The sequence below is a fragment of the Brevibacillus laterosporus genome (genome assembly GCF_030489605.1).
Lineage (GTDB): Bacteria > Bacillota > Bacilli > Brevibacillales > Brevibacillaceae > Brevibacillus_B > Brevibacillus_B laterosporus_E.
The window spans coordinates 23,494-47,282 of record NZ_JAUKFY010000010.1 but is presented as its reverse complement, the minus strand read 5'-3'; the positions used below and the strand labels follow the sequence as shown (position 1 = coordinate 47,282).

The 23,789-nt window shown below is 42.9% G+C and carries 19 protein-coding genes; 2 read left to right on the top strand and 17 right to left on the bottom strand.

Annotation, left to right across the window (positions count from 1 at the left end; all coding sequences use genetic code 11):
* Window positions 1–10: 10 nt before the first annotated feature.
* From QZ995_RS12635 to cymR, 9 genes are all read right to left on the bottom strand, one after another.
* Window positions 11–271 (bottom strand): IreB family regulatory phosphoprotein, encoded by a 261-nt coding sequence (locus QZ995_RS12635; RefSeq protein ID WP_003338316.1) that lies wholly within the window; start codon window positions 269–271, stop codon window positions 11–13.
* Between the two features lie 150 nt (window positions 272–421).
* On the bottom strand, window positions 422–3,073 hold the full coding sequence (alaS, locus tag QZ995_RS12630; protein ID WP_301807305.1) for an alanine--tRNA ligase: 2,652 nt from the start codon (window positions 3,071–3,073) through the stop codon (window positions 422–424).
* 431 nt (window positions 3,074–3,504) lie between these two features.
* Window positions 3,505–4,593 (bottom strand): AI-2E family transporter, encoded by a 1,089-nt coding sequence (locus QZ995_RS12625; RefSeq protein ID WP_301807303.1) that lies wholly within the window; start codon window positions 4,591–4,593, stop codon window positions 3,505–3,507.
* A 193-nt stretch (window positions 4,594–4,786) separates the two neighbouring features.
* The gene (locus QZ995_RS12620) at window positions 4,787–4,960 is read right to left on the bottom strand and encodes a hypothetical protein (protein WP_301807301.1); all 174 of its coding nucleotides are present in this window, start codon (window positions 4,958–4,960) and stop codon (window positions 4,787–4,789) included.
* 42 nt (window positions 4,961–5,002) lie between these two features.
* The gene (locus QZ995_RS12615) at window positions 5,003–5,200 is read right to left on the bottom strand and encodes a hypothetical protein (protein ID WP_003345362.1); all 198 of its coding nucleotides are present in this window, start codon (window positions 5,198–5,200) and stop codon (window positions 5,003–5,005) included.
* Between the two features lie 20 nt (window positions 5,201–5,220).
* Complete coding sequence (locus QZ995_RS12610) at window positions 5,221–5,721, bottom strand: PRC-barrel domain-containing protein (RefSeq protein ID WP_301807294.1); 501 nt, start codon at window positions 5,719–5,721, stop codon at window positions 5,221–5,223.
* A gap of 85 nt (window positions 5,722–5,806) precedes the next feature.
* Window positions 5,807–8,071 (bottom strand): SF1B family DNA helicase RecD2, encoded by a 2,265-nt coding sequence (gene recD2 / locus QZ995_RS12605; protein WP_301807292.1) that lies wholly within the window; start codon window positions 8,069–8,071, stop codon window positions 5,807–5,809.
* Window positions 8,072–8,328: 257 nt separating this feature from the next.
* Complete coding sequence (locus QZ995_RS12600; RefSeq protein ID WP_301807290.1) at window positions 8,329–9,471, bottom strand: cysteine desulfurase family protein; 1,143 nt, start codon at window positions 9,469–9,471, stop codon at window positions 8,329–8,331.
* A gap of 31 nt (window positions 9,472–9,502) precedes the next feature.
* Window positions 9,503–9,922 (bottom strand): cysteine metabolism transcriptional regulator CymR, encoded by a 420-nt coding sequence (gene cymR, locus QZ995_RS12595; RefSeq protein ID WP_003338326.1) that lies wholly within the window; start codon window positions 9,920–9,922, stop codon window positions 9,503–9,505.
* 112 nt (window positions 9,923–10,034) lie between these two features.
* Between cymR and QZ995_RS12590 the strand changes: the two genes are divergently transcribed.
* The gene (locus QZ995_RS12590; protein WP_197490567.1) at window positions 10,035–10,208 is read left to right on the top strand and encodes a hypothetical protein; all 174 of its coding nucleotides are present in this window, start codon (window positions 10,035–10,037) and stop codon (window positions 10,206–10,208) included.
* A 309-nt stretch (window positions 10,209–10,517) separates the two neighbouring features.
* On the opposite strand, the gene QZ995_RS12585 is transcribed toward QZ995_RS12590, so the two are convergent.
* The 6 genes from QZ995_RS12585 to QZ995_RS12560 all read right to left on the bottom strand — a co-directional run bounded on the left by QZ995_RS12585 (window position 10,518) and on the right by QZ995_RS12560 (window position 18,739).
* On the bottom strand, window positions 10,518–11,834 hold the full coding sequence (locus QZ995_RS12585) for an AAA family ATPase (protein ID WP_301807277.1): 1,317 nt from the start codon (window positions 11,832–11,834) through the stop codon (window positions 10,518–10,520).
* Window positions 11,835–12,177: 343 nt separating this feature from the next.
* On the bottom strand, window positions 12,178–12,933 hold the full coding sequence (locus tag QZ995_RS12580; RefSeq protein ID WP_031413992.1) for a tRNA threonylcarbamoyladenosine dehydratase: 756 nt from the start codon (window positions 12,931–12,933) through the stop codon (window positions 12,178–12,180).
* 320 nt (window positions 12,934–13,253) lie between these two features.
* On the bottom strand, window positions 13,254–15,050 hold the full coding sequence (gene aspS / locus QZ995_RS12575) for an aspartate--tRNA ligase (protein WP_301807275.1): 1,797 nt from the start codon (window positions 15,048–15,050) through the stop codon (window positions 13,254–13,256).
* A 47-nt stretch (window positions 15,051–15,097) separates the two neighbouring features.
* Entirely contained in the window at window positions 15,098–16,363 is a 1,266-nt protein-coding gene (gene hisS, locus QZ995_RS12570) for a histidine--tRNA ligase (protein WP_301807274.1), read from the bottom strand.
* 430 nt (window positions 16,364–16,793) lie between these two features.
* Entirely contained in the window at window positions 16,794–18,296 is a 1,503-nt protein-coding gene (locus QZ995_RS12565) for a coproporphyrinogen III oxidase (RefSeq protein ID WP_301807270.1), read from the bottom strand.
* Window positions 18,297–18,565: 269 nt separating this feature from the next.
* The gene (locus QZ995_RS12560; RefSeq protein ID WP_003338334.1) at window positions 18,566–18,739 is read right to left on the bottom strand and encodes a hypothetical protein; all 174 of its coding nucleotides are present in this window, start codon (window positions 18,737–18,739) and stop codon (window positions 18,566–18,568) included.
* Window positions 18,740–18,910: 171 nt separating this feature from the next.
* On the opposite strand from QZ995_RS12560, the gene QZ995_RS12555 reads away from it, so the two are divergent.
* Window positions 18,911–20,794: an SH3 domain-containing protein gene (locus tag QZ995_RS12555; protein WP_301807264.1), complete on the top strand. Its 1,884-nt coding sequence runs from the start codon at window positions 18,911–18,913 to the stop codon at window positions 20,792–20,794.
* 99 nt (window positions 20,795–20,893) lie between these two features.
* Here the strand turns inward: QZ995_RS12555 and dtd are convergent, their stop codons facing one another.
* Window positions 20,894–21,331 carry a D-aminoacyl-tRNA deacylase gene (gene dtd, locus QZ995_RS12550; protein ID WP_301807262.1) on the bottom strand — a complete coding sequence of 146 codons (438 nt, stop codon included), beginning with the start codon at window positions 21,329–21,331 and terminating at the stop codon, window positions 20,894–20,896.
* Between the two features lie 107 nt (window positions 21,332–21,438).
* Complete coding sequence (locus tag QZ995_RS12545; protein ID WP_301807259.1) at window positions 21,439–23,622, bottom strand: RelA/SpoT family protein; 2,184 nt, start codon at window positions 23,620–23,622, stop codon at window positions 21,439–21,441.
* Between the last annotated feature and the right edge of the window lie 167 nt (window positions 23,623–23,789).

Here is a 23,789-nt window from a genome sequence, read left to right as displayed (position 1 = left end):
TCCTATGATGTTATGAACCTTTTGGTGACAAATAAGCTTTCACCATTTCTTCAATTAGCTTGTCGCGTTCAATTTTACCAATCAAACTGCGAGCATTGTTATGGCGAGGAATAAATGCAGGATCTCCTGATAATAGATATCCTACAATCTGTGTAATCGGATTATAGCCTTTTTCTTGTAGAGCGCTGTATACTTCTTCCAAAGTGGCACGAACTTCAGCTTCGCTTGCTTCCTTTGGAGCGCTAAACTTCATGGTATTGTCCATAGACATAGCCTGACACCTCGCTTTATTTAAAAATGAGCCTCTTATAAGCATATTAATGAGTAACTCACTTTTCGTGTTTATCGGAAAGGCAAAGGATTCACCCGCAAAGCGAATGAATCCATTTCACCTTATTACTCTATATTGTAGACGTTTTACCTATTGGTTTGCAACCGCCTGTCCTTCTACTACACTTGCAACAATAGAAAGTGCTTCGCCTAACTTAGCAGGCTCCTTACCACCTGCTTGTGCCATATCAGGGCGACCGCCGCCGCCGCCGCCGCAACGTGCAGCAACTTCCTTGACGATTTTACCAGCATGGAATCCTTGATTCATCAGGTCTTTGGTAACACCAGCTACAATGTTTACCTTGTCGCCTTCAACCGAACCAAGCACAATTACAGCAGAGCCTAATTTATTTTTAAGTTCATCGACCATACCGCGTAGGTTATCCATATCCGTTGCAGATACTTGAGTAGCCAGAAGCTTTACACCTTTAATTTCTTGTACCTGCTCTGTGAGAGTTCCAGCTTCAATATTGCCCAATTTTGTACGTAGTGACTCAGCTTCGCGCTGTGATTCCTTCAATTGAGCTAACACGCCTTCTACGCGAGCAGGAGTTTCATGCAGCTGCGGCGACTTAACCGCTTGTGCCACTTCTTTTAGTGTGGTTAGCTGTTGATTTAAATATTGATAAGCCCCGCGACCCGTCACCGCTTCAATACGGCGTGTGCCAGCACCAATGCCGCTCTCGCTTAAAATTTTAAAGAGACCGATCTCCGCTGTGTTTCCTACATGGCAACCACCGCACAGCTCAATGCTGTAGCCCTCAACATTAACTACGCGTACAACGTCTCCATACTTTTCGCCAAAGAGCGCCATCGCACCCATTTCTTTGGCTTCAGCAATCTTCATGTTCGAAATGCTTACAGGCAAGTTTCTCCAAATTTGCTCATTCACGATCTGTTCGATACGCTCCAGCTCTTCTGCTGTAATGGAGCTGATATGTGTAAAGTCAAAGCGAAGTCGCTCAGGAGATACCAAAGAACCTGCTTGATTGACATGTGTTCCTAGAACATCTTTTAGAGCTTGGTGCAACAAATGCGTCGCTGTATGGTTTTTAATCGTAGCGTTGCGTCCTTGTTGGTCTACCTCAGACGCAACCTGATCTCCTACATGTAACGTACCGGCTTCAATCAGTACCTGGTGAACGTTTTGACCATGAGGCCCTTTTTGTACGTCAATTACGCGTGCTTTAACCGTATCTGCTGTTAAAGTTCCCTCATCATTAATCTGCCCGCCGCTCTCTGCGTAGAAAGGAGTACGATCGAGCACCACTTGGCAGGTAACGCCCTCTTGTGCTTCATTTACAAGCTGATTGTCAATAATAATTGCTTCAACTTTAGCGTCAGTAGATAATGTTGTATACCCGATAAATTCACTTGCTACTGTTAATTCCGACAATGCCCCGCCCTGCGTCTGCATGCTGTCTACATCCTGACGAGCTGCACGAGCGCGTTCACGTTGCTCTTCCATTGCCTGTTCGAAGCCATCACGGTCAACAGAAAGGCCATGCTCCATTGCGAAATCCTCTGTCAAGTCGATCGGGAAGCCGTATGTGTCGTACAATTTAAAGGTATCCTGACCGCTCAGCTGGTTGCCACCAGATGCCTTTGTTGCTGTTACCATACCCTCTAAAATGGACAAACCTTCCTCCAATGTTTCATGGAAGCGTTCTTCCTCAGCACGAATTACACGTTCGATAAAGTCACGCTTTTGAACCACTTCTGGGTAGAATTCTCCCATCATATCGCCAACTGTTTTGGTCAATGTGTACAAGAATGGCTTCTGAATTCCAAGCATTTTACCCATGCGAACAGCACGGCGAAGCAAGCGACGAAGCACGTAACCGCGGCCTTCATTCGAAGGCAAAGCCCCATCTCCAATAGCAAACGTTACTGTACGCACATGATCTGCAATAACTTTTAGTGCTACATCCAGCTCATCATTGGTTTTGTAAGATACACCTGAAATTTTGCTAGTCTGTTCAATTAACGGGAATAACAGGTCTGTTTCATAGTTGTTATCAACATTTTGGATAATAGAAACCATACGCTCCAAGCCCATACCTGTATCAATATTTTTCTTAGGCAATGGAGTATAAGTCCCATCAGGATTATGGTTAAATTGGGAGAATACTAGATTCCATACTTCTAAATAGCGCTCATTTTCCCCACCGGGATACAATTCTGGATCGCTTGGGTCATTCCCAAATGCTTCACCGCGATCATAGAAAATCTCCGTGTTCGGACCGCTCGGACCTTCTCCGATATCCCAGAAGTTACCCTCTAAACGAATGATTCTCTCTTCTGGTATGCCAATTTCCTTATTCCAAATTTCAAATGCTTCATCATCTTCAGGATGAATTGTAACCGACAATTTTTCTGGGTCAAAACCAATCCATTCAGGACTTGTCAAAAACTCCCACGCCCAATGAATAGATTCTACTTTAAAATAATCCCCGATTGAGAAATTGCCCAGCATCTCAAAGAAGGTATGATGACGCGCTGTACGTCCTACGTTTTCAATGTCATTTGTACGAATGGATTTTTGTGCATTCGTAATGCGTGGATTATCAGGGATAATTCGTCCATCAAAATATTTCTTTAACGTAGCTACCCCACTGTTAATCCACAACAAGGATGGGTCATCCACCGGTACTAAAGATGCACTTGGTTCAATTCGATGTCCTTTGCTCACAAAGAAATCTAAATACATTTGACGAACCTGATTACCTGTCAACTTCTTCATGCTGTTTTCCTCCTTTATTTTTCAACACGAGGGAAGACCAGCTTCTTTTTCATTCGGTCCACCATCGTCTGTGCATACATTTGCTTAAGGTCAGAAGACAAATAAAAAAAGCCCTCATCCCCTCAGGGACGAGAGCTATTGTCTCGCGGTACCACCCTGCTTACAGAACTCTCATTCCCCAACACAGAAACGATGCTTTTTTATGAGAGAATCTGTCGCTTTCATGACCATAACGGGGTCCTGCCGCCGGTTTTTTTCCGGTCTTCGGAGTAGCCTTCGGTTGTCCTTCTTTTGGATGCTCTTTCAGCCAGGGAGCGTCCTCTCTTGGAAAAGGGTTCAACCTACTCGTTCCATCAACGATCTAGTCGCTATATAATTGATTACAGTGAATAACGTTTCAACGTCATTATAGTGTTTTTTTCTAAGTCATGTCAACTTTGAGTTCGAATCAAAATAACGCGTTGAATAATCACTTTTAGTACAGCGAGTACGGGTACAGCCAAAATCATCCCGACCACTCCCGCTATCGCCTCTCCTGCAAGCAAAGCAAAAATAATCGTGAGCGGATGAAGATGAAGTGTTTTTCCCACAACATGGGGCGAAATGATATTTCCTTCAATGATTTGAATTACTATGTTTATCACAATAACAAATAAGGCTTGTTTAGTAGAAATCGTAAGGGCAATCAACAACGCAGGCACAGCACCAATCAAGGGTCCAATAAAGGGAATGATGTTGGTTAAAGCCACAAAGCAAGCTAAGACAAAAGGATAGGGCATCTTAATTGCCCAATATCCAATAAAAACCAGTACTCCTACTATGAGAGACACAACCATTTGTCCATGAATATATTTTCCCAGCGAATCGTTAATGTCTCGCAAAGCTACTTGGGTTTGTCGCCGGAACCTCCGCGGGACCCATAGGATGAGACCCCGATGAATTTCTTTCATATCTTTTAATAAATAAAATGCAATAAAAGGAACAACCGCATACCCCAACACCTTTCCCAGCGTTCTTTTAGCGCCATCCACAAATGAAGAGATATCCCGCGACATTTTTTCCTGGGATTGAATAATAGCCCGATCGACACCGTGCTGGATGCTATCCGGCAAGAAATATTTATGCGCCTCCCACTCTTGTATCCATGTCTCATACCAACTCGTTAAACGGGGCAGGTCGTCTGATAGTTCGATCATTTGTTTCGTAAAAACAGGAATAGCATTCATGACAGTAATGACTACTAGCAGTACGAATCCCAAATAAATCAAAAGAAGAGCCGTTAAGCGCGGTACCTTCCTTTTTTCTAAACTCACAACGACAGGATGCAGCAAATAAGCAATAATAAGCCCCGCAAAAAATGGAAGGGTTACCTCTTCAATCAAAAAATACAGAGGTTTCAATGCAGGGCGTAGCAACTCAAACAGATTAGCTATAATAAGCAATAAGATAATTGACACAGTGATATGATAAAAACGATAGCGTTTTTGCTGTGGTGTTGGCTGTTTTCTCAGTTGTTCCATGGCATATCCCCCATATCCTCTCTAAAAACTCCTTTTGGTAGGATGTGCGAAACAGAGAGGAAAAATGCGGGAGGACTGTTATTGGAATCCAAAACAAAGCAACCTGCTCCATCTAAGGAAACAGGTTGCTTTTCATTAATTTTTCTATGGGTAAAAAATCTACTGCCAAATGCATTCCAGTTTGAATTGAGGATTAACGTGCAAACGAACGCTTCACAAAACGACCTAGTCTCTGAATATCTCGCTGGGAAAACCTCATTTTCCCCCATCCGCTAAAGAATTTTTGACTCCGCTTAGACCTCATCAAATATCCAATAGCAGCTACGATACCGCTCATGATCAAAGTTCGAAAAATTCCGCGTCTCATTTAGCAGCCTCCTTCAGATTCTCATGGGGTAAGATTGAGGTGTTACGCTTGTGCTCTTAGCTCTTGGTCATCTAAGAACAAGTCATTTAACGATTCCAATGAACCGTCTTCTTCTACCTGATAAATAGAAGAAATCTGGTCTCCAGACATGCTCATCTCAACATAGCAATTCCAGCAGTAGTACTGATTCGTTCCAATTTTACCAATATCTTTTGATGAACAATTGGGGCAAGTCATCATGCAAAATAACCTCCTAAACGCTAATGCGCCTTAAATCCGGTGTGCATGGGGATAATAAGGTGTTCGTTTCCGATTGATACAGGCGACGTTGCATTAATTCGCTTCCGTCCTTCGGTAATATCGGCAATCCAACCGTCCGATAACTCGTACCCTACCATCCTTTCCCAGTCAACAGAAAAATAAACATCTTCCACTTTTCCTAGCCAAGCACCGGTCTCTGTTACAGCTTGTTTTCCTTTTAGTGCATGCTCACCTGTAAATAGGCAGAACATTTGATTCGTATCTAGATGGCGCATTGAGGTCACAACGTGCTTGTCCTCTACAGTGATGAAATCGTCCCCGATTGTACCGATATGGTTGGAATGAATATAGCGTCCCTGCTGGAACCAGCCTGCTTCTTGCAAAACCAGACCAATGACTTGCAAGTGAAGATCACAGAGGATATCTCGGACAATCCCAATTTCTTCGCCGGTGTTCATGGCCAAAACTGGCAAGCCTACTACGTCCAATGCTCTCTTCATGGGCATCTCCTCCCGTTATGTTAGTATTGCGGTTGAGATGCCCTTATATCCTGCCAAAACTGTTCCACCTAAGCCAAACCTTCCTTTATCCGTACAAACGTAGCCGATCTTGCAGGTAGCTATAACGAATTCCTTCCTCATCATTTTGCACCGCAATGCGAAAAGCATCTGGATCGCCACACATTAGCAAAAATGACTTGCTACGTGTTACACCCGTGTAAATTAATTTTCTGCGTAACATACGATAATAGTTACGCACTAAAGGTAATATCACAATTGGAAATTCACTGCCCTGTGATTTGTGTACCGAGCAACAATAAGCCAGAGTAAGCTGGTGATATTGTGATCGGCGATATACAACCTCTCGTCCTTCAAAGGAAACCACTAGCTGTTCTTCATTTTCCTCATTTTCTGTAGGGCGAAATATAGCTACGACTTCACCCATGTCTCCGTTGAATACCTGCTCGTCCGCATTATTTACCAATTGCAGCACCTTGTCTTTTACCCGAAAAACCGTTTCACCAAAGGTTACCTCTCGCTTCTGTTCAGAAGGCGGGTTGAATAGAAGCTGCAGTTCTTCATTGATGTGATTCACACCAGCTACCCCTTTGTACACTGGGGCAAGAACCTGTATATCTTTTGCTGTATATCCTTTATTTACGGAACTGGAGCAGATTTGTTTCACAACATCAACAACATTTTGTGACGAAGTTGTGAAAAATCTCCGATCCTGGGTTGGAGTAAGTAAATCTTGCGGCACTTTTCCCGCCCGAATGTCGTGAGCTAAACGAATAATGGAGGATTCCTCTGCCTGCCGATAAATGTCTGTCAATTGGACAACCGGAATCACATTGGACTCCAGCATATCAAACAAAACATTGCCTGGGCCTACAGAAGGCAATTGATCAGGGTCTCCTACCATCACAACATTTATATCCTTCGGGAGACAGCGGAATAACTGATTGGCTAGCCAAACGTCTACCATCGACATTTCATCAATAATAATCATTTTGCCGCGAACAGGGTTATCTTGATCGTGCTCAAAGCTCTCTCCTTTCCAACCAAGAAGACGATGGATCGTCATCGCTGGCAATCCTGTTGTCTCAGACATTCGCTTTGCTGCCCGACCAGTAGGAGCTACCAGTAAAATAGGAAAAGGATTATCTTGTGTGTCATATTTCTTCATGTCCAAACTAATTCCCTGCAAATTTGCAAAAACATGGCAAATTCCCCTAATGACTGTTGTTTTACCCGTACCAGGTCCTCCAGTCAGCAGCATAAGTCCCGAATCCATTGCTTTTTCTACTGCTTCTCTCTGCTTAGATGCATAGCTAATCCCCAATTCTTCCTCTACTTTTCCAATCGCTTGGTAAAACTCAGAGGCCGGATAGCTGTCAGGATTTTCTCTTGAGGCAAAATAGTGAAGTCGTTTTGCCAGACCAATCTCTGCAAAAAACAAGGACGGAAGATAAACGCGCTCTTCCTCCCAGTGTACTTTGTTATCCATTACCAATTGTTCAATCGCGCTCTTTACATCCTCTGCCTCGAAAACGTGTCCGCCGCATTCGGTTAATAGCGAAATCGCCCGCGTAATTAATTCTTCATGAGGAAAATAGACATGCCCCTCACTATAACCGGCTTCTTGTAAAACATACAGGCATGCTGCCATGACTCGTTCCTGGGACGATGCCGCAATTCCTGTCGACAGAGCAATTTCGTCTGCACGTTTAAAACCGATGCCTTGCACATCCTCAATAAGCTTATATGGAGTTTCTGTCAAAACAGTCATCGTATTATGCTTGTAGGCTTGATAAATACGTAAAGCCAAATGAACACCAATTCCAAATTCATATAAGAAAACCATGGTACGTTCTAATGATTGATGCTCTAGGACTGATTCATAGATTTGCTTAGCTCGTTTAGGAGAGATACCTGGAATAGCGGCAAGATCATCGGGATTTTCAGCAATGATGGTAAGTGCATCGACGCCTAAATGTTCCACGATCCGCTTTGCCAGCTTTTTACCAATCCCACTAAAAAGTCCACTTGCTAAATACTTTTCAACACCCGACTTTGTTTTGGGTGTTTCACGCTCGTAGCGTTCTGCCACATACTGCTTTCCGTATTTAGGATGATCTTTCCACTCACCATAAAATGTATACGTCTCATCCTCGTGAGGACGCGGAAAATGCCCTACAACAATGACTTCTTTATCTTTAATCGGTTCCGTTGTCTCTTCCACTTTAAAACGAATAATGGCATACCAGTTCTCTTCGTTATAAAAAATTTCGTGTTTTACTTGTCCTCGGATGTAGGTCTCACGAAACAACGGGAGGGCCTGTTGCTGCACGGTAGTACGCCTCCTTTTTCTATAAAGCCTTGACTTTAAAAGACTTCTGGAGCCCAGCAAAGCCTTGAGCTGAACTGCTTTATTGAGCTTTTTATAAGAAAATATTCATCGTAAAAAAAATTCCACTATCCGATATGATAGTGGATGTGTGCTACTTTATTGTACTTTGCTGAAAAGGGTTTTGACAACTTGATTCGAACAAGCGTTCCAAACCTTTCACAACTCATTAGGCTTCTAACAAACTGTATATTTATTCTTTATTTTACTAAGCGCTTTACGATCTGTACAATTTTTTGAGCTGCTGTTGTCACTTCTTCTGTTGTGTTGGTCATGCCAAAACTAAAGCGAATAGCTGTATGTGAGCGCTCCTTAGGTAAATTCATAGCTGTAAGCACATGAGATAGCTCCAACGAACCCGATGTACAAGCAGAACCACTTGCTGCTGCAATTCCAGCCAAATCTAGATTAAACAGCATTGTCTCAGTATTTACCCCTAAAAAACTAACATTTAGAATGTGGGGCAAAAAATGTTCCTCATGACCATTTATCTCAAATGCAATACCTGCTTCCCTAAAAACCTGTAGCATAGCTTGACGCATATCTAAATATTTTTGCCGACGCTCTTCCCGGTCAGAGCGCATTAGCTCGATTGCTTGAGCAAACCCTACAATACCAGCGAGATTTTCAGTTCCCGCCCGTCGCTTACGCTCCTGTGCTCCCCCGTGTAAATACGGAGTAATTGTCGTTTTACGCCCCATGCACAAGGCACCGACACCTTTTGGTCCATTGATTTTATGGGCAGATAAAGAAATTAAATCAACAGGCAGTTCATTTGCCTTAATGCGCAATAAACCAAAGGCTTGTACACAATCTGAATGAAACAGAATTCCTTGCTCCTGTAAAAAGCTCCCTATTTCTTGAATGGGTTGAATTGTCCCAACCTCATTGTTTCCATACATAATAGAAACCAAAATGGTATCGGGACGAATCGCTTTTTTAACATCGTCCAGACTAACCATTCCCGTTTTATCCACTGGTAAATACGTTACTTCAAATCCCATTCGTTCTAAATGCTCACAAGCATGCAATACCGCATGATGCTCGATCTGAGTTGTAATAATATGCTTACCTTTTTGTTCATTAGCAAGCGCTCCACCGATCAATGCCATATTATCAGCTTCTGTTCCGCCACTGGTAAAAATGATTTGACTGGGATCAGCCCCGAGAAAGTCCGCGATTGTCTCCCGTGCTTTTTCCAATGCTTTACGTGCTTCACGGCCAAATCCATGAATACTGGATGGATTTCCATATACCTCAGTGAAATATGGTTGCATGGCCGCTATCACTTGCGGATGAACAGGAGTCGTTGCTGCATTATCCAAATATACGTGTGAGTTCATGTTCTAATCCCCTACTTTGTAATCTAACAACCTAAATGTAGAACATATAATTATCAGTGCGTCCATCATCTTGATAATTGATGAGATCACGCAATGTAGTGGAGTCTATTACAGACGTTATACTATCTCGAATGCGCAACCATAGATAACGCTTTGCCGGATCCTCTTCCTCCGCAAACTCCACAGGACTAATCGGTCCTTCTAATACTCGTAAAATATCTCCCGATGTAATATCATCAGGTGATTTGGAGAGCACATAGCCACCATAAGCCCCTCGAATGCTTTTCACTAATCCTGCATTTCGCAGGGGAGCGATTAATTGCTCTAAATAATGCTCAGATAATTCATGCCTCTGAGCAATGCTTTTCAATGAAATAGGGCCGTCCCCATGACGGGTGGCTAGCTCCATCATAATCGTTAAGCCGTAGCGTCCCTTAGTCGAAATTTTCAACGTTAACAACTCTCCTCTATGTTTCACTGTACGTCTATGACAAACTTCCCTGAATTTGTAGCACATGAGTTGCTTGCTTTCGGTCAAAATATGGTCAGGGAGGTGAGCTTATATGGCAACCAATAAGCGTTCCGAACGTGGACGAAACCATCCATCTGACGTTCTTTATGAAGTACCAGCCGGAACCATTGCTCACAAAGCAAGATTTGGTGCGAGCAAAAACAGCAAGCAACCAAATGAGAACGGGGATTTACCGAATAAACCGGGCGGAAATGTACGGACGTAAAAACAATAAGAATGAATTGGCCTTCTTTCGCCTTACTAAAGCTTTGTACTTTCCCGACAGATTCCTTTATCATTATTTTTTTTGAAAAATATTCGTTCCTACATGTAAGGTAGCATTTTAACGCCCATAGTCATGTGTACTCTGTAAGAAATCCTTCTCGCATGCTATTACTTCGATCTCTCCTGCTCAGAGGGTCGAAGTTCTTCTTTTTATTCAAAACAAAGAATGATCAGTACGCTCTAGTTGTTTTTTATTACGATAAATATAAACTTTTCCCAAAAGAATGTAAAGGCATCGGAATAATCGGGGTTAATTTCGAGATGCTTGACGCTTTTGAATTTCTGCCTCATATCCTATCTGCTTAGGCTCATAAAATTTCTCTTCCACACCCTCAGGCAAATAACGCTGTTTCACATAGCCTTCGGGATAATTATGCGGATATAGATACCCTTCCCCGTGACCTAACTTCGCAGCTCCTTTATAATGTCGATCCCGCAAGTGAACAGGTACAGGCTTATGCCCCTCTTTTTGGACATACGTAAGTGCTTGATTAATGCCCATGTACGCTGCATTACTTTTCGGGGCAGTTGCAAGGTAGGTTGTGGCTTGTCCCAAAGCAATGCGTCCCTCTGGCATACCAATTAATTCAAGAGCCTGAAAGCAAGATACCGCAACGGATAAGGCTTGAGGATCAGCATTACCGATATCCTCTGATGCAGAGATTATTAAGCGACGCGCTATAAAACGCGGATCTTCACCTGCATCAATCATCCTTGCTAACCAGTACAATGCGCCATCTGGATCGGATCCTCTAATAGACTTAATAAAGGCAGAAACGGTATCGTAATGATTATCTCCGCTTTTATCGTAACGGACAGCTCTACGCTGGATTGATTCTACGGCCACATCCAGCGTGATGACAATCTCTCCTGCTTCATTTAATGGTGTAGTCGTTGCTGCTAATTCCAACGCATTTAATAAGCGACGAGCGTCCCCTTCTGCATAGTGAATTAGATGTTCCTTAGCTTCCGGTGTCATTTTAACCCGTAATTCTCCAAGCCCTTCAAGCTCATCCGTTAATGCTCTATCTATAACCTGCCCCAAATCCTCATCTGTTAGGGATTGCAAGGAAAAAATTTGTGAACGAGACAGCAACGCTGCATTGACTTCGAAAAAAGGATTTTCTGTTGTTGCTCCAATCAAAATGACTGTTCCCTCTTCTACATAGGGCAACAGCGCATCCTGTTGAGATTTATTAAAACGGTGGATCTCATCAATAAATAACGTAGTACGTTGGTTATGCATTACTAAGCGATCCTTCGCTTCCTCTACGATACGGCGAATGTCTGCTACTCCTGCGGTCACCGCATTTAATTCACTGAAGTGCGATTTAGTTGTACGCGCTATGACTTTTGCTAAAGTTGTTTTTCCTGTGCCTGGAGGTCCGTAGAAAATTAAAGAAGAGATTTGATCCGCTTCAATGGCTCTTCGAAGCAGTGATCCTTTAGCTAATATATGTTGTTGGCCAACTACTTCATCTAGGTTTTTTGGTCTCATTCGTGCCGCAAGCGGCTTGGTGCGCCCTTTGGAATCTTCCTGTTCATGGGCGAAAGAAAATAAATCCATCCTTCTCAACCCCAATCTGGTTTCTTCAAACTATTTGCAACTATAAACTGTCTTTTGTTACCATAGCCTTGAGCTATCATCCCTGTTCATTTTACTTAGAAAACCAGGCTTCGCCAAGTTTCGAAAAGGCAAGTAACTAGGCAAGCTGATTGCTTATTAACATCAATCAAATCATTCTCTTAAATAGCATGTATCGATCACAAGTGCTTCAAGACATAAAGGGGAGCTTTCCTTCCGTAAAGAAAGTAGCGCAGAAAAGCCCGAAGGCCTCTGCGCTATCCTTTTCAACATTGTTAATCACTTTTTTGTAAAACCGTACTACGCTATTCGGGGCACTCTTTTGCTACCCTTTTTTCGGTACCCAACCAATTATATCTTGAACAACCACACTAGCTAAAATCAAGCCTGCCACAGATGGCACAAATGCATTGCTTGCCGGCGGTTGTTTTACTTTACGAATAGGGGAATCCGGATTTTGAACAATCTGTTCCCGTACATCCGTACGAATCGTTACAGGGATTTCCTTGGAATATACCACCTTAACCCCCTTATAAATGCGTGCCTTTTTAAGCTCACGACGAATTACCTTGGCAATAGGGTCATAGCTGGTTTTAGAGATGTCCTCCACTTCAAAACGCGTTGGGTCCATCTTATTAGCTGCCCCCATACTAGAGATAATCGGGATATTGCGTTTTTTTGCTTCCAGGATAACATGAATTTTTGCAGACACGGTATCCATAGCATCAACAATATAGTCCAGCTTATGCTCGAATAGACGAGGAGCTGTTTCATCGTCATAGAACATCTGAAGCGTGACTACCTCGCACTCTGGATTAATGGAGTGGATACGCTCTTTCATTAGCTCTGTTTTTTGTTGGCCAATCGTGTGTAAAGTAGCATGAATTTGTCTGTTAATGTTTGTGATGTCAACGTCATCTTTATCAATCAGGATCAGTTTTCCTACGCCAGTACGCGCTAAAGCTTCTACAGTGAAGGACCCTACTCCACCGACACCAAGCACAGCAACGGTACTGTTTCTCATTTTCTCCAAGCCCTCTGGACCAAATGCCAGTTCACAACGCGAGAATTGATGTAACATATTCAATAACAACCTTTCCTACATTCATCTATTTGGTAAGTAGCATTCCATCTATAATTACAATTTCATGTCATCCGTATATGACCCAGTAATCTTCTCAGATTTATACTTTTTATACAATCATAAAAATAGTGACATTCCGATTATACCTATCAATAGGCTGATATTCAATTCCTATTATTCCACTAGGACTCCAAGCCGTTTACGAATCAGACATATGCTAGCACATTGAATTCTGCAAAGCAAACAAAAAAACAGGTCCAACCAAAAGACCTCTTGCCTCGGTTGGACCCATTTGCCCAAGTAAATTTACTTGTTTGTTATTTGTTTGTTACTTCTTCTTTTTTCACTTCTTCAATAGTCGCAATAAACAACTGCTTCAATTGACTTTCGTCAACTTCACTTGGAGCGTTAACCATTAGGTCACTGGCGCTTGCTGTTTTCGGGAAAGCAATTACTTCGCGTAAATTCGTACGTCCAGCAAGCAACATTACCAAACGGTCTAACCCTAGTGCGATACCACCATGTGGAGGTGTTCCATATTCAAACGCATCCATTAAGAAGCCAAATTGCTCTCTTGCTTCTTCTGGACTAAATCCAAGAGCAGTAAACATTTTCTCTTGTACGTCACGCTTGTAAATACGCATGGAACCGCCGCCCAATTCATAACCATTCAGAACTAAGTCGTAAGCTTGTGCGCGAATCGCACCTGGGTCTGTTTCAAACAGATGCAAATCTTCGTCTTTTGGACGAGTGAATGGATGGTGGAGAGCTACATAACGTTTAGCCTCCTCATCCCACTCTACCAATGGGAAATCTACTACCCACAGGAAAGCAAACTTACTGTGGTCAATTAAGCCTAATTCAGCACCTAGCTTGCTGCGTAGAGCACCTAGAGAATCTGCTACCACTTTCGGTTTATCAGCTACGAACAACAATAGATCGCCTTCTTCTACTAGCAAGCGCTCTTTAATTGCTGTAATCTCTTCTTCAGAGAAGAATTTAGCGATTGGCCCTTTCACTTCGCCATCTTTAAATGCAATCCATGCTAGACCTTTTGCTCCATAGCGTGAAGCGAACTTACCTAGATCATCGACATCTTTGCGTGAATAATGCCCGCAGCCTTTTGCATTAATCGCTTTTACTTGTCCACCAGCTTCTACTGTGCTTGCAAATACTTTAAAGCCGCTATCCTTTACAAGATCGGATACGTTGGTCAACTCCATACCAAAACGAATATCTGGCTTGTCAGAACCAAAGCGATCCATCGCTTCTGCATACGTTAAGCGAGGGAATGATGTCCCTACATCCGTACCAACTGTTTCTTTAAATACATGCTGAACCATTTCCTCCATCATTGGCAATAGCTGTTCCATTGGCAAGAAGGATGTTTCAATGTCGATTTGAGTGAATTCTGGCTGACGGTCAGCGCGCAAGTCCTCGTCACGGAAACAACGTACGATTTGATAGTAGCGCTCGAATCCGGAAACCATCAATAATTGTTTAAAAATCTGAGGAGACTGCGGCAATGCATAGAACTCACCTGGGTGTACGCGAGATGGTACTAGGTAATCACGAGCTCCCTCTGGAGTGCTCTTCGTAAGCATTGGCGTTTCAATATCTAAGAAGCCCTTTTGATCCAAGAAATCACGGAACGCTTTTGTAGCTTTCGAACGCAAGTAGAATGCCTTTTGCATTTCAGGACGACGAAGGTCCAAATAGCGATATTTTAGGCGAACCTGCTCATCTACATCAATCTCATCTTCAATTAAGAACGGAGGAGTTTTCGCATCGTTTAAAATGGTAATTTCCGTTGCTAGCAATTCGAATTCGCCAGTTTTAATTTTCGGATTCACGGCTTCCGGTTCACGATTGATCAGCTTACCTTTAACAGATAAGACGTACTCGCTACGCACACAATCTGCTTTTTCCCATGCTTCTTTATTTACTTCTGGGTTAAACACCACTTGGCAAATTCCTGAGCGATCACGCAGATCAATAAAGATAACCCCACCAAGGTCACGGCGCTTTTGAACCCAACCATTTAAAATGATCTCTTGTTCTACATGTTGTTTGGTTACTTCGCCACAATAGATAGTGCGCACATCAAATTTCATCGTTGGTCCCTCCAATAGGTCAATATTTCGTTCTCTTTTCTATATCCTTAACGTTTAGCCAATAGCCAATCGCTTACTTCCGCAAAAGTTACTTCCTGCTGTTCGCCGGTCGCTAGTTCTTTTAGCATGACTACGCCTTTTTCCAATTCTGATTCGCCAATGATAGCAGCATACTTTGCTTCTACACGATCCGCTGCTTTTAACTGAGCCTTCATTTTACGGCCTAAATAGTCCATCTCTGCCTTAACACCCTTGGCACGCAGAGAATCTAACAACTGGAATGCCTTCGTTTTTGCTGTTTCAGATTGTAAAACAATGTAAGCATCTAGCCCTGTTTCAATTGGCAATTGAATATTTTGTGATTCTAAAGCCATTAACAAGCGTTCAATACTCATCGCAAAACCAATGCCCGGCATATCTTCGCCGCCAATCTGCTCAACCAACCCATTATAACGACCGCCACCGCACAACGTTTCAACTGCACCGATCTCTGCCATTTTAATTTCAAAAGCAGTCAGCGTGTAGTAATCAAGACCACGGACTAAACGCGGATTAATGTGGAACGGAATGTTGATTGCAGTAAGATATGCCTGCACCTCTTCAAAATGCTTTTTAGATTCGTCACTTAGATAATCTAAAATAGAAGGTGCATCTTTTGTAAGGGTCTGACATTTTTTGTTTTTGCAATCCAAAACTCGCAAAGGATTCCGATCAATTCGTGATTGGCAATCTTCACAAAGCTCGTCTCGTACACTATTTAATACTTCAAGCAATGCTCCACGGTGACGGGCGCGATCTTCCAGAGTTCCTACACTGTTTAACTCTACGGACAAGCCTGTAAGCCCTAACTCTTGATAGATTCGCATTGCTACAGCAATTACTTCGGCATCAATTGCAGGATCAGCCGAACCGATTGCTTCCACTCCAAATTGAACGAACTGGCGGAATCGACCTGCCTGCGGGCGTTCATGTCGGAACATTGGCCCTAAGTAATACAGCTTCGTAGGTTGATTCGGAACACCATACAATTTTTTCTCCACATAAGAGCGCACAACCCCTGCTGTGCCCTCTGGACGTAAGGTGAAATCCCCTTCTCCACGGGATTCAACGCTATACATCTCTTTTTCCACTACATCCGTAGTCTCACCTACGCCTCGTCTAAACAGTTCTGTCTGCTCAAAAATTGGCGTCCGGATCTCTTGGTAATTGTAGCGTGTGCAAAGATCTCGCATCTTTCCTTCGATGTGCTGCCAAAGCTCCACTGTGCCCGGCATAATGTCTTGTGTACCACGTGGAATTTGGATTTTCGCCATGTGAGTCTCTCCTTTTTTGTTTATTTACGTGCTATATAAAAAGAATCCGTACAGGGCAAGTCAGGAAAAATAATTGTTAGAAAACACAAAAAATCTCCCGTCCTTGACATGCCCAACTTACGTACATGTCAGGGACGAGAGATTGTATTCTTCTCCCGTGGTGCCACCCTGCTTGGATATATATGTAATCATATCCCACTTCATTTTCATCGTAACGCCGATGCCGCGCCTTACAGTTACTAATAGCAATGCTATCTTTCACTGGGGTCTTCAGGGAGGTCATTCGCCTAAACGTAATAGAGAAGCACTTTCAGCCACGATGCTTCCTCTCTAGCTATCCGTCTAAAGGTTACTTGGTCCCGTCATCAGATCAAAATATATTACAGATCATAGCAAAATCGAGAGTGAGCGTCAACCTGCAATCACCCGATTATTTATCAGAGTAAAGTGCATCTAAATCCTTCAGCTTTTTCTCGATTAACTGCTTATACGTATCATTATAGGTTTTAGGATCTTTCGGATTTGGCCAACGTGATAATAGACCGCTGCCAGGCCGCATCAATTTGGAGACAGCCCCACAGCCTAAGCCAAGAACCGTTTGAACTTCCTCCATCATAACGATGTTATAGATAGAGTCTTGATCTTGCAGTGCATAGCCAACATTTTCGAGATTGCCCAAAATGTTTTTTTGCCGATACAGATAATATGGGACATATCCTTGCTTCTTGGCCCACTCTTCGGTCTTTTGCATCATGCTTAGTATCTCTTCACGGCTAGCCACCTGATATCTATCTTTATTTTGGGTCATTTCCGAAGCACGTTTAAATGAAAGTGTATGGACTGTTAGAGAAGTAGGCATTAGCTTTTCAATCTCCTGAAGCGAATGCTTCATTTCCTGCATCCCTTCATTTGGCAGCCCTATGATCAAATCCATATTAATGTTTGTTATCCCCATCTCCATGGCCAATTTATATTTATCCACTGTTTCTTCGACTGTATGGTGCCGACCGATCGCTTGAAGGGTTTCTTGTGTAAACGACTGCGGATTGATGCTGATACGGTCAACCCTCCATTTTTTCATGATTTCAATTTTATCAGGAGTGATCGTATCGGGCCTTCCCGCTTCCACTGTCAGTTCACGCACTTTATCCATATGAGGAAAATGCTTATAAAGTGTAACAAAAAGCTCATCTAACTCGTCAGCAGTAATACTGGTAGGTGTACCTCCGCCAAAGTAAATGGAGGTGATTACCAAGTCTTGGCGGGTCAACCAATCACCTATTGAGCGAATTTCCTCATGTAAACCTGCCAAAAATGGATTTACATTCTGGCGATGCACACCAATCGCATAAGCTGGAAACGTACAATACGCACATTTTGTTGGGCAGAATGGGATTCCAATGTAGACAGAGACTTCCCGATCTATTTGATATAAATCAGGAACAACATGTAGCTGACGATCCACTATCTCTTGTAAGAGCTGTAGTTTGTGGGGGCGAACCATATAGTCCTCGCGTAATTGGCGATGAGCCTCCTCGCGACTCAACCCAGATTGTAGCATCTTGTGAAGCAATTTAGTCGGCCGAATACCGGTCAAAATGCCCCATCCCTGTTCCATTCCCGTATGACGCTCCAGCAATGTTAATAGCGTATAGCTAATTGCTTGCTTTGCTGTTTTGCGCATACCTTTTTCGGAGTGCTCCTTATAGGGACGATCATACTCAAATGAATGCTTTTGATCGGCAAACAATAATTGTCCAGTAGCATGGACACCATCGGCTTGTGACTCACAGCAAAGCTCTATCTTAATATCTTGATGGGAGCAATTTTCCCAATCTTGTACATAATGAATCGCGGGATCTTCGTAGAACAGTGCGGCAATAAAGCCGATTTCACGTTCGAACTGATGACCCACGCATTTTATTTGCAACATGTTCTTCACCTGCTTCTTTCGCAATCCTTCTCATCTTACCTTACCAGCATAAGGGGGTCAATTTCAGAGAAGGCACCAACTGTTCACTTCAAAAATGGACGGATTTCGAAAGCCGTTCGTTTCATCAGAACGATTTGGCATAATTATTGCGAAAAAGGGGTACATGAGACTTCCTGATGGATCATTGACTTTTCGCTACATGAAGCTACGACCCTATCAAACTCTACCAGCTTGATTCCTGCATACTTTTAATAGCTTTTCGCCATTAATTATTGTTTAGCACGCCGACGCAGCTCTTGTACCTCTCGGATGCTTATATGAAACTCCTGAGACATTTCTACATCGTTTAAAATGGCTTCTTTTTGCAAGAAATCATGAAAATCGACAGAAAAAATGCGACGGTTTAATTCTTGAGCGAAACGTTCTTTATTGGATTGGCGCATACTTAATCCCTCCTTGCCCTATTGTTTCCGCATGGGAAGATTTGCATGCATCTCGAAAAAATTGTCGAAAGTTGCAGGAAAGTCCAAGCTCTATGAAGAAGATTATTGTTTTGTGGAAAATGTGATTTTCCGCTCGTAGGAATTATGAAAAACAGAAAGGATGGGACAAACGTGTTTTCTCGCAAGAAGATGATTATCGGACTTGCAACGTGTCTCACTAGCTTGGTCGCCCCCTTCCAAATGGTTTGGGCAGCCAGCCAGGTGCAGGTAACTGCCGATAATTTAAACATTCGCTCTGGTCCAGGAACCAACTATCAACTCGTAAGTTCCGTGCCTAAGTCGACAAAACTAACCGTTATATCAAAAAAGGATAAATGGATACAGGTAAAATTGCCGAATGGCAAACAAGGCTGGGGATTGAATACATACCTTCAGGAGATCAAAGCAGCTCCTCAACCACCAAAGGTAATTTATTTACAAAGCACGGTTGATATGTTAAACATTCGGACTGCACCAAAGTCTGATGCTCAAATCATTCAGGTAATGGATAAGACAAAAAGCTATAAAATGATTAAAAAGGAAGGCGTCTGGGCACAAATTCAGGTGTCTGAAAAGGTAACAGGCTGGATTAATGCTAAATTTGTAAAACATGCTACTCCGCCTGCTACATCAACGCCCCTACCAGGAACAACACCACCGGGTCAGAATAACCAACCTGCTGAGGTATTGCCACCTGTAGAACCTACTGTACAGCCACCATCTACCAGCAGTATTAAAATCTCTGCAGTAACTAACGTGTATGCAGAGCCTAATGTCTCAGCCATGATTATCGGGCAGTTAAGCGCAGGGGATCAGGTAAGTAAATATTCGGAGTCAAATGGATGGGATCAAATCCTGTACAATGGAACAACAGCTTGGATTGCTAATCCCAAAGCTTCTAAAACCGGACAAGCAACACCTCCTCCGACACAACAAAATCCTGTTACATCAGGCTCTACGGTGAAGGTAACGGCAAATAATGTAAACATTCGGAGTGAAGCTAATACAACAAGCCAGGTCCTCACCCAAGTAAATAACGGAGTGATTCTACCGGTATTGTCTCAAAGCAACAATTGGTTTCAGGTAAAAACACCGGATGGGAAAACAGGTTGGATTGCCAGTTGGTTAGTAACTAAATCAACAGAAGCTCCCCCTACACTTGGAGTAGTTGATCCAAATGAACATAAGAACCAAAACTCTCTTCAGCCCTCGGTGCCAAGCAATAATCAATCAGAAATGAAAATCAAGGTGATTAACGAAGGCACCAATATTCGTTCTGGCCCTGGCACCCAATATGAACCGGTAGGTACCGTACAAGCAGGCGAAAGCTATTCAGTAATCAAAACAGAGGGCGATTGGCATCAAATCCGCCTAAAAGATAACTCAACAGCCTACATCGCGAGCTGGGTCGTTCAAAACGAATCAACAGATATAGCCAATCTGCCTCCTTTAACCGGTAATGAAGCGAGAGGCAAATTGATTGTAGTTGATCCAGGACACGGCGGAACAGATAGCGGGGCTGTAGGGACGACGTACAAGACGTTTGAAAAAGAAGTTAACTTACAGGTTGCTCTGAAGCTAAAACAACGCTTAGAGGCTTCTGGAGCACGTGTGATCATGACTCGTTCCGATGATACGACTCTTACGTTGAATCAACGTGTTCAGGTTGCTGTACAAAACAATGCGGATATGTTTGTAAGTGTCCATCACAATACACATCCTAATGCAGCTACCAATGGTACCATCATTTTTTACTATCACAAAGGAAAATCGATGGAATTAGCCCAAATGACTCAAAAAGAGATCGTCTCGACAACTCACTATAAGGATTTAACATCCAGATTTGGTGATTTTCATGTCATTCGCGAAAATCCAAAACCAGCTATTCTTGCTGAAATCGGCTTTATAACCAATCCGCAGGAAGAAGCTAACATACGTGACGACCAGCACCAGCAAAATGCGGCGGAAGGGTTGTTCCGAGGCATACTGCGTTACTTCCAGGTTTATCCAAACTAGTTTTTTTACACAAAAAGCAGCTAGTCTATTTTTTGACTAGCTGCTTTCTTTCTAGGTGTTTAGCTAGGCAATTTGACTAGCCCTATGTTTCACCTGTCATTAACTTTCAACAATTAATGTCACCGGTCCATGATTATGTATCTGCACATCCATCATTGCACCAAATCGCCCTGTCTCTACATGAAGCCCTTTACTCCGTAGCACCTCATTAAACTGCTCATATAATGGTTCAGCGGCTTCTGGGCGGGCAGCCGCCATGAAATTAGGTCGACGGCCTTTCCTGCAATCTCCATATAATGTAAATTGAGAAACAGATAAGATTTGCCCCTTCGTATCTTGAACAGAGTAATTCATCTTTCCCTCCTCGTCTTCAAAAATCCGCAAATTGGCTACCTTATCTGCTACAAACTCTACATCTTTTATCGTATCCTCATGGGTAATACCGACTAATAAAACCAGCCCTCGCTCAATTTTACCGACTACCTCACCATTTACCGATACACTGGATGCTTTTGCTTTTTGGACAACGACTCGCACTACTTATCACTCCGGTTCTCTTGTTTTTAATTTATGCCCTTATGGTTATGAAAGAAAAGGCAGTGTCCCCAAGGAACCACTGCCTGTCACATAATAATAAAGATATGCTAGGTATTAAGAATTCGACGAACGGAATAAATATCTTTGATACGCTTGATCCGTTCTACCACACGATGCAAATGATCTATGTTGTTAATACAAATTGTCATGTTGATCGTAGCTACCCGATTGCGGTCCGCTTTTCCACTCACAGCCGCTATATTGGTTTTGGTCTCCCCAACTACATGTAGTACATCGTTTAATAAGCCTGTGCGATCATGGCCAGTGATTTCTATATCTACATTGTAGTTTTGTTTCTGGTCACCTTCCCATTGTACAGGGATGAGCCGATCACTCTCTTCCACCGTCACATTCGGGCAATCCTTGCGATGAATGGAGACCCCTCGTCCTCTTGTAATAAAACCAATAATGTCATCACCTGGGACCGGCGAACAACATCGAGAAATACGAGTCAACAAATTGTCTACGCCTTCTACGCGGATGCCCGTGTCGCTTCGAGTCTGCTTCTGGGTAGGTGCATGAGATTTAAATTCCTGAATGGCTTGCTGCTGTTGCTGTTGTTGCTCTTCTCGATCTCTACGTATTTTTTCCGTCAATCGATTGGCTACTTGTGCTGAAGTAAGCCCGCCATATCCGACAGCAGAAAACATATCTTCGTCAGATTGGAAATTAAACTTAGCTGCTGCTTCTTTTAAATTCTCGGCAGTCATGGTTTCTTTTAAATCAAAGCCACGCGCTTTTACCTCAGCTTCAATCATCGATAGCCCTTTAGCAACATTTTCTTCGCGCTTTTCTTTCTTAAACCATTGCTTGATCTTATTGCGGGCATGGGCAGACTTTGCTATTTTGAGCCAATCTTGACTTGGACCATATGAATGCTTGGAAGTCAAGATTTCCATAATGTCGCCCGTACGCAACGCAAAATCAAGCGGAACGATCTTGCCGTTCACTTTAGCTCCAATGGTTCGATTGCCGACAGCCGAATGTATCCGATATGCAAAGTCCAAAGGAACCGAGCCTTTTGGAAGCTCCACCACATCGCCTTTTGGCGTAAAGACAAATACCGTATCAGAAAACAAATCCTGTTTGAGGGATTCCATGAATTCCTGAGCATTTGGTGTCTCTTCTTGTCCACCCTGAATAATCTCACGGAGATTACCAATCTTCTCTTCAAAGGAGCCCTGCACTCCTCCTTTTCCCTCTTTATAGGCCCAGTGAGCAGCGATACCAATCTCTGCTGTTCGATGCATATCCCATGTGCGAATTTGTACTTCTAATGGTTCACCCTTTGGCCCGATTACAGTGGTATGCAGGGATTGATACATATTGGCCTTTGGCATAGCAATATAATCTTTAAATCGTCCTGGCATAGGTTTCCACAACGTGTGCACAATTCCAAGGACAGCATAACAATCACGAATATCATTGACAATGATGCGTAAAGCCAGCAAGTCGTAGATTTCGTTAAACTGCTTATTTTGTGACACCATCTTTTTATAGATGCTGTAGATATGCTTAGGTCTGCCCGCAATCTCCGCTTCAATATGCAACTCATGTAATTTATCAGTAATCATTGCTTTTGCTTCTGAAATGTACTCCTCGCGCTCCGTCCGTTTCTTCTGCATGAGGTTTACAATCCGATAATATTGCTGCGGATTCAAATAGCGCAGTGCTGTATCCTCTAGCTCCCACTTTACAAATGCAATCCCCAAGCGATGAGCCAGTGGCGCAAAGATTTCTAGCGTTTCATCCGATATTTCACGTTGTTTTTCCTCGGACATATGGCGTAACGTACGCATATTATGCAATCGGTCCGCCAATTTAATTAAAATGACCCGAATATCTTGTGCCATGGCTACAAGCATTTTACGATGATTTTCCGCTAACTGCTCTTCTTTGGATTTGTATTTAATTTTTTCTAGCTTTGTGACCCCGTCTACCAGATGTGCTACCTCTGATCCGAATTCCTTACGTAAATCATCCAGCGTAATATCGGTATCTTCCACAACATCATGGAGAAAACCGGCAGCAACAGTTACTGCATCCATGTGCATATCCGTTAAAATGCCTGCAACCGCAATCGGATGCATAATGTAAGGCACCCCAGATTTACGCACTTGACCCTCATGAGCCTTGCGTGCTAAATCATAGGCCCGCTCCAGCATAGTAACGTCCTCGCTTGACATATAGCTATTCGCTTTGCTTAAAATTTCCTCGATGCCCGTAGTCATATTTCCCTTCCTTAATCTTCACTCTGAAGATGAAAACCGTCTATCTTTCCCTTAAACGTATTACCTTTTATTATCTGGTATGAAGGGGAGAATGTAAAGGTAATAATCTTCCATTCTCTACTTAAAACACACAAAATAGACACTTTATACTTGAGTTTCTCAGGTAA

Bases quoted from the DNA above. Each gene is read 5' to 3' on its own strand.
- QZ995_RS12580 (WP_031413992.1), bottom strand. From the start codon at position 12,933: ATGTTACATCAATTCTCGCGTTGTGAACTGGCATTTGGTCCAGAGGGC.
- QZ995_RS12635 (WP_003338316.1), bottom strand. From the start codon at position 271: ATGTCTATGGACAATACCATGAAGTTTAGCGCTCCAAAGGAAGCAAGC.
- QZ995_RS12600 (WP_301807290.1), bottom strand. From the start codon at position 9,471: ATGAACTCACACGTATATTTGGATAATGCAGCAACGACTCCTGTTCAT.
- hisS (WP_301807274.1), bottom strand. From the start codon at position 16,363: ATGGCGAAAATCCAAATTCCACGTGGTACACAAGACATTATGCCGGGC.
- QZ995_RS12545 (WP_301807259.1), bottom strand. From the start codon at position 23,622: ATGACTACGGGCATCGAGGAAATTTTAAGCAAAGCGAATAGCTATATG.
- QZ995_RS12590 (WP_197490567.1), top strand. From the start codon at position 10,035: ATGGCAACCAATAAGCGTTCCGAACGTGGACGAAACCATCCATCTGAC.
- QZ995_RS12620 (WP_301807301.1), bottom strand. From the start codon at position 4,960: ATGAGACGCGGAATTTTTCGAACTTTGATCATGAGCGGTATCGTAGCT.
- alaS (WP_301807305.1), bottom strand. From the start codon at position 3,073: ATGAAGAAGTTGACAGGTAATCAGGTTCGTCAAATGTATTTAGATTTC.
- QZ995_RS12610 (WP_301807294.1), bottom strand. From the start codon at position 5,721: ATGAAGAGAGCATTGGACGTAGTAGGCTTGCCAGTTTTGGCCATGAAC.
- QZ995_RS12560 (WP_003338334.1), bottom strand. From the start codon at position 18,739: ATGCGCCAATCCAATAAAGAACGTTTCGCTCAAGAATTAAACCGTCGC.
- QZ995_RS12585 (WP_301807277.1), bottom strand. From the start codon at position 11,834: ATGGATTTATTTTCTTTCGCCCATGAACAGGAAGATTCCAAAGGGCGC.
- aspS (WP_301807275.1), bottom strand. From the start codon at position 15,050: ATGAAATTTGATGTGCGCACTATCTATTGTGGCGAAGTAACCAAACAA.
- QZ995_RS12615 (WP_003345362.1), bottom strand. From the start codon at position 5,200: ATGATGACTTGCCCCAATTGTTCATCAAAAGATATTGGTAAAATTGGA.
- QZ995_RS12625 (WP_301807303.1), bottom strand. From the start codon at position 4,593: ATGGAACAACTGAGAAAACAGCCAACACCACAGCAAAAACGCTATCGT.
- QZ995_RS12565 (WP_301807270.1), bottom strand. From the start codon at position 18,296: ATGTTGCAAATAAAATGCGTGGGTCATCAGTTCGAACGTGAAATCGGC.